The sequence below is a fragment of the Desulfobacter sp. genome (genome assembly GCF_050177295.1).
The window spans coordinates 1-6115 of sequence record NZ_JBFXHE010000138.1 but is presented as its reverse complement, the minus strand read 5'-3'; the positions used below and the strand labels follow the sequence as shown (position 1 = coordinate 6115).

The 6115-nt window shown below is 55.1% G+C and carries 6 protein-coding genes; 4 read left to right on the top strand and 2 right to left on the bottom strand.

The annotated features are described in order from the left end of the window. The 3 genes from AB7U36_RS11265 to AB7U36_RS11255 form a co-directional block, all read left to right on the top strand. Positions 1 to 426, top strand: a 426-nt coding sequence (locus tag AB7U36_RS11265; RefSeq protein WP_428159871.1) for a hypothetical protein, incomplete at its 5' end; no start/stop codon positions are given. Beyond that, on the top strand, positions 426 to 1256 hold the full coding sequence (locus AB7U36_RS11260; RefSeq protein ID WP_428159870.1) for a ThiF family adenylyltransferase: 831 nt from the start codon (positions 426 to 428) through the stop codon (positions 1254 to 1256). The genes AB7U36_RS11265 and AB7U36_RS11260, both read left to right, overlap by 1 nt. Continuing rightward, positions 1253 to 2290 carry a hypothetical protein gene (locus AB7U36_RS11255; RefSeq protein WP_428159869.1) on the top strand — a complete coding sequence of 346 codons (1038 nt, stop codon included), beginning with the start codon at positions 1253 to 1255 and terminating at the stop codon, positions 2288 to 2290. Before AB7U36_RS11260 ends, AB7U36_RS11255 begins: the two co-directional genes overlap by 4 nt. Before the next feature lie 115 nt (positions 2291 to 2405). Here the strand turns inward: AB7U36_RS11255 and AB7U36_RS11250 are convergent, their stop codons facing one another. Both AB7U36_RS11250 and AB7U36_RS11245 read right to left on the bottom strand, forming a co-directional pair. Continuing rightward, positions 2406 to 3899 (bottom strand): SLC13 family permease, encoded by a 1494-nt coding sequence (locus tag AB7U36_RS11250; protein ID WP_428159868.1) that lies wholly within the window; start codon positions 3897 to 3899, stop codon positions 2406 to 2408. A 17-nt stretch (positions 3900 to 3916) separates the two neighbouring features. Beyond that, a complete protein-coding gene (locus AB7U36_RS11245; RefSeq protein WP_428159867.1) occupies positions 3917 to 4831 on the bottom strand; it encodes a response regulator in 915 nt (304 codons plus the stop codon). A gap of 612 nt (positions 4832 to 5443) precedes the next feature. Here AB7U36_RS11245 and AB7U36_RS11240 point away from each other — a divergent pair. Continuing rightward, the coding region (locus tag AB7U36_RS11240; protein WP_428159866.1) for a hypothetical protein at positions 5444 to 6115 on the top strand (672 nt) is incomplete at its 3' end.

Genomic DNA, 6115 nt, shown 5'->3' with positions numbered 1-6115 from the left:
GCGGTCAAAGATCCGAAGCTTCCTGTACCCGAACTGCGCAGGCTCAAGACGAACGAGACCTACGGGACATGGAAGGAGGCCGGCGAACTGATCAAAAAGGAGATGGCGTGGCAGACGCCTCCCGGCCATAAAGGGCTGCTTCATACCAGTTGCCGCATTGAAACTGTCAAGGATTATTGTCAATTCATGCGATTTAAAAATATGCGCACCACCTTTTTCCCCCAGTCGGTTGTCGAGGTCAGTGCCGGGGTCTATTTCGGACTGCTCTCCCGCGAGCAAGGGCTGGCTGAGCTGGAATGTCTCGGATATTATGGGGAACCCGCGCCCCTGGCTCCCTTGCTTGACGACCTGGGTATCTTGGAAAGGGAAGGGCACGGGGAAATGCGGTTTTCACTCTGCGGCTGCTGCGGCCCAAAGGGGGTATAATGGATTTTCTGGACAGAACCCGGCCGATCCTGGAGGAGAGCGGGTTGGCTATCCTGAGGCAGAAAGAGGTTGCATTGGCCGGACTGGGGGGCGTCGGAGGCGGGGTGTTTCTCGCTTTGGTCCGTTGCGGTGTGACCCGTTTCAGGCTGGCGGAAAAGGGCATCTTTGATCCGCCGGACATGAACCGTCAGGCCGCAGCATTCGGGACCACCATGGACCGGCCCAAGCTGGATGTGTACATGGAACTGGCCCGGTCGATAAATCCCGGCCTTAAGATGGTCCCGTACCCGGATGGCATCAATGCCGGCAACCTCAACGAATTTCTTGACGGCGTCCATGCCTATGTCGCTGTGATTGACGCTGAAAAAGGGGAAGAGGTGAAACGGATGACCCCGGCCATGCAGGAGCGTCACCATATCCCGGTCTTTACCTGCGGCGCGGTCGGTTTTGGGGCGATCATGGTCAACTTTGCGCCCGACGGTATGAAGGGGGACGAATTCTGGACCATTGCCCGGAAGGGCGACTCCGGCGGCGGACTCCTGCCTTCGGTCATGCAGCGTGACTTCTGTAAGCCGGTCATGGAACGGGTGGAGCAAGGATTGTCGGCCGACGTGGTGCCTACCACGGCCATTGGCGGGCTGGCAGCCAATATCCTGCTGGCCGGCGAAGTGCTTGCCTATTTCCTAGCTGATACAGGCCTGATGGAGCGGGCCCCGGTGTTTGCCCCGGAATATGTGGTCCTGGACATCATGACCCAGCGGCTGACAGTGGCTGATATCAACCGGCCCGGGCAAGGAATCGCCCGGAGCACCGGAAGGAGGAATATATGACAAAAAAAGCCATTCCAGTGGAACCGGACCAGGAGTGGACCGTCCACAGGTTTCGCCCCCAGGATGCCCCGGGCGTCATTGATCTGTTTCGTTCGGTTTACGGGGACAAATACCCGGTACCTACCTATCTTGAGCCTGAACTTCTGGCCAGAGAAAACCGTGAAGGCCGGGTGATCTCCTCGGTGGCCACTACTCCTTCCGGCGCTGTTGTGGGGCATCATGCCCTTTTTAATTCCGCCCCCAACCCCAGAATATTTGAAAGCGGGGCAGGCGTGGTGCACCTGCTCTACCGGGGCGGCCGCGGCATCACCACCCACCTGTCCAGCCATGGCGTTGAGATGGGCAAAACCAGCCCCGGAATAGACCTGATTTACGGGGAGACCGTCTGCAACCATCCCTTTTCCCAGAAAGCAATGAATAAGGCGCGCATGATTTGCCGGGCCATGGAGGTCAGCCTCATGCCTGCAGCCGCCTATGTTAAGGAACAAAGCGCTGAAAGCAGAGTATCGACCGTTCTGGGGTTTCTCACCCTCAAGCCCAGGCCCTGCACGGTCTTTGTTCCCCGGGGACTGGAACACCATTTTTCCCTTTGTTACGAGGGCCTGGATGATACGCGGACCTTTGAGGCCGCAGGAGGGGTGCCCGGATCCCCGGAAAGCCGAATCCATACCCAGATTTTTGAATTCGCCCAGGTGGCCCGGGTGGCGGTGCATGATGCGGGAAAAAATTTTCAGGCCCGGATCACGGCTGAAGACGAACGTCTGACCCGCCAGGGCATCCGGGTAATCCAGGTCTGGCTTAACACCGGCCAGCCCTGTGTGGGGCAGGCCGTGGACCATTTAAAGGCCATGGGCTACTTTTGGGGCGGGGTGCTGCCCCAGTGGTTCGGTACCGACGGCATGCTCATGCAAAAGGTTCTGGATGACCCGGACTGGGAAGGCGCCGTGCTGGCGAACGAACGCAATGCGCAGATTGCCGGTTTGGTGCGCCGGGAATGGGCCCTGATCCAGGCAAAACCCGGGTCAGTGCTTTAAGGAGGTGTTAAGGGACAAGCCCGGAGCCTTTAACGCGCGCGGCAAAGGCTCCGGGCCTGGTTGCGGCCCCGCCCGGGCCAAATGTCTGGGTGGGGCCGGGGCCGTTATTCATGCGTTACTTGGTTTGGATGAGTTCATATCCCGACATTGTCAGCTTTGCCGGGGTCTTCATGTTGTCGATGTTGCCCGGCATCTTGACCAGCGGATACCACAGGGACATGCACAGGCAAAGGAGAAGGATGCCGAGGATTGACCGGAACAGCAAGACCTTGAACGCCTCCCACTGGGAAAAATACCCGAAGCCGTAGGCAATCAGGGTGGGAGGACAGCCGATGACCAGCAGTACAAAGGTGGTGGCCAGAGGAACGGCCATGGCAATGGGGGCCACAGGCGTTCCGGCCAGGTCTGCCATGGGCACCATCACAGGCACCAGCAATGCCGTGGCCGCCGCATTGGCCATGAAGCTTGTGATTACGGCACTCAGGGCGGATGCGCCGGCAGCCACCACAGGCCAGGGCGCACCCGTGAAGATCGGAAAAATCTGGGTCGCAAGCCATTTGCCGGCACCGGTGTCGAGCATGGCCACGCCCAGGGAGAATCCCGCGCCGAAAACCATGATGGGGTTCCAGGGATATTCGGCCAGACAACGTTTCCAGTCCACGACGTTAAAGACCATGCACACGACGATAAACAGGCCGCCAATGGCTGAGACGTGAATCTTTGTAATGTCTGTCAGGAACCAGAGCACAAAGGTGCCGGCAAGAATCCAGGCGAGCTGTTTTTCTTTTTTTTCCATGGGCGGCATTTTTTCGACGGCCAGTTCGAGGGGCAGTTCCTTGATCTTTGGCGGATAGATGATCCAGACCGCAAGCCAGGTGGCAAGTCCCAGGGCCATGGACGGTACGAACTGGTATAACATGTATTCCATGAATCCGATGTTGTAACCGGTAATCTGGAAGAGCAGTTCCGCCGAAGCCGGGGACCGGCCGGAGCCCAGGAAGGTCGCACCGCCGCCACAGGCGGAGCCCAGGGGTATCATGAACATGAAATGCTTGGTAAAACTGTTGCTCTTGTCAGCGGTCAGCCCCATTTTCAGGAACATGGGCATCATGGCATAAAGCAGGATAATGGTGATGGTGGCATCATGGGTCCACGCCGCAAGAAAGGTGGCGCCCATGCACAGCGTGAAACTGAGGCGCTTGACGTTTCTGCCGCCGATTTTGAGAATATACGACATCAGGCGGTTGGGTATGGTGGTCTGCCCGAGCATGACCCCGAGCATGATGATGAAGAAAACAAAAACAACACTCCTGTTGGCATAGGGTTCCCACGCGGCTTTGGAGGACTGAATGTTAAAAATGATCAGCCCGCAGCCCACCAAGATGGAGGTGACGCCGATGGGAATGGCCTCGGATGTCCACAACAGAACCACCGTCGCCAAAAGCGCCAGAAAGGCATGGCCCCGCACACCCAGGTCTGCCGGGGTGGGAATCAGCCAGATCAGAACACCTGCGGCAATGGAAATGACAATCCATTTAAGGGTAAATTTCTGGTCTTTTGGTGCGCCGCCTTCCTCTGCCACAGTTGCAATATTCAGTTCGTGACTCATGTGATCCTCCAATCCGGTCATCTGGTGACGATGCTTACGATTTCAAAGAAAAGGTCCTGTTCCCTCAGAATACCCACAACTTTTTTGTCTGATGTGACGATCAGGCGGGTTCTCTGGGTTTTGAACAGCAGGTCCGCCACCTCCATGAGGTTTGCGTCTTTATCAATCATGGGCGGGGAGTCCAGGGTGAGTTCACCGATTTTTTTATCGGCCAGGGTCCTCATCTGGATGGTGAAAAGTCCGTCCCACCCCCCGGTGAATGCGTGGGAAAACCGCACACTCTCCGCCCTGGAAGATTCCGGGACAGACAGATACCCGGGTCTTACCTCCCGGATCAGGTCTTTCATGCGGAGCAGTCCGGCGTAATTGCCGTCCCTGTCAAACACGATGAGGGACCGGTGGCCCGCTTCCCGGATCATGTTTCCGGATACCAGTTGGGTCTGGGAATCCATGAGTTTGCCCACTGCTTCCCTGATGGTGGTATCAACGGTGACCGTGGTGTAGTCGTCCACTTGGGTCATGATGTCCTTGACCTTTTTTTCCGTACGGGCCGCATCGGTATTCACGACTGCATAGGCCTCTTTTATTTTTGCGGCAAGGATGTCGATGTCACAGGGCTTGGCCAGATAATCAAAAGCGGCAAGCTTGCGGGAATTGGCGGCTGAATCCTGGGTCCCGTGCCCTGTGAGCATGATGACCTGGGTTTTTGGGGAAATCGTCTTGATTTCCGCAAGGGCTGCTTCCCCATCCATTCCCTCCATTTTGACATCCAGCACGACCACGTCGCGGGGGGTTGCCCGGAGGATTTGAATGGCCTCTTCTCCGGACCCCGCAATGGTGGTGTCAAATCCTTTTTTTGTTAAGAGCATTGATGCGGTTTCACGAAATCGATCTTCGTCATCAACCAACATCACTTTTATTTTTTGGGTCATGTTTCATTCTCCTTAAAACATGTTCAATCGTTGCGGGCCAACCACGACGAAATACCACGTCGGCCCAGGTTCTGACTTTTAGGGTATGGCGTTATCGGATTTGCTTATGCTCTTAGTTGTTCAATGGTTTTCTTGGCGTTGTTTCCTCCGTTGTTAGAGTGCTGGATACACCCGCCATCTCCGGCATACGAAGAGTCGGGGATGCTGGGATTACAGCAATTTGTATGCCGTTGCAACAACGAATCTGAAAAACAGTTAACACGCTGTATTTGTTTATTTTAAATACACACCCCGCCAACAGAAAATCAGGGGGCGGTGTCAGGAAAATTTTCAATTTGATAATCTTTTATACAGCCCTGAAAAAGAAGGGTTTCAAGATTGAGGCAAAAGAACAGGCCGTATCAAAAACGGCTAAAGCAAACTTAAAAAAATCGAAATATCCCTGGCAGGTCTCTGAAGATCTCCGGAGGATTCCCGTCACTTTCTAAATTTTTTTCAACTGCTGGTCGAGGGGCAAAAACACAGGCTTGTCTGCGTACAACGGTTCGCAGGAAGCCTTTCGTTTTTTTACCCCAAACGCGTTCATTTGACGCATCAAGCAAAGGAGAAAACATGAAAGAGACGTACACAACCCAGCAATACCTTCAAGGTCTTAAGTCGGTAACATGCCGGAGCCGGCAGGAAGGGATTACCGTGGAGATGACCCCCTACGCAGCCTATGATCAATCCACCGATCTCCTGGTGGCGGACGGAAGAGTCCAACCGGTGTTTTACGGAGGAGAGGCACAATATGTGCTGTTGCGAAAAAGTGATCTGGATACCGGCGACGCCTGGCAGGTATTTCCGGATTTCAGGAGAAAGTATCAGGAGGCGGATCTTGTGATCCATGGGATTCAAAAAAAATATGAAGATTTGAAACAGCACCTGGGTCAGTCTCTCAGGGAAGCAAGGATGGTGCTATGCCTGTTTGCGGCAATGGGAACAACACCGTTGAACGCCTTATGGGTCCTGGTTTGGATCCGGCAGATCCAGTCGGAGCTGACAGATCTTTCCTGTTGTTTAAAACAGGATCTGCAGGACGCATATAAACGAATCAGGGATAATCAGGGCATAACCTTCTGCAGGTCGGGCCTTATGTACGCCGTGATGCTACGGTGCGATCTGATGCTGAACACCCCTGAAAACATCCGCATGATTCTGCCTGAAATCCGGGATACCTATCTGCTTGAAAACGGGCTTCCCCTGTTTTCATCCAACCTCTCGGCATGCCTGGGGCCCAGGTGC

Excerpts from the sequence above, each read along its gene's own strand:
- AB7U36_RS11260 (WP_428159870.1), top strand. The coding sequence starts at position 426 with ATGGATTTTCTGGACAGAACCCGGCCGATCCTGGAGGAGAGCGGGTTG.
- AB7U36_RS11255 (WP_428159869.1), top strand. The coding sequence starts at position 1,253 with ATGACAAAAAAAGCCATTCCAGTGGAACCGGACCAGGAGTGGACCGTC.
- AB7U36_RS11250 (WP_428159868.1), bottom strand. The coding sequence starts at position 3,899 with ATGAGTCACGAACTGAATATTGCAACTGTGGCAGAGGAAGGCGGCGCA.
- AB7U36_RS11245 (WP_428159867.1), bottom strand. The coding sequence starts at position 4,831 with ATGACCCAAAAAATAAAAGTGATGTTGGTTGATGACGAAGATCGATTT.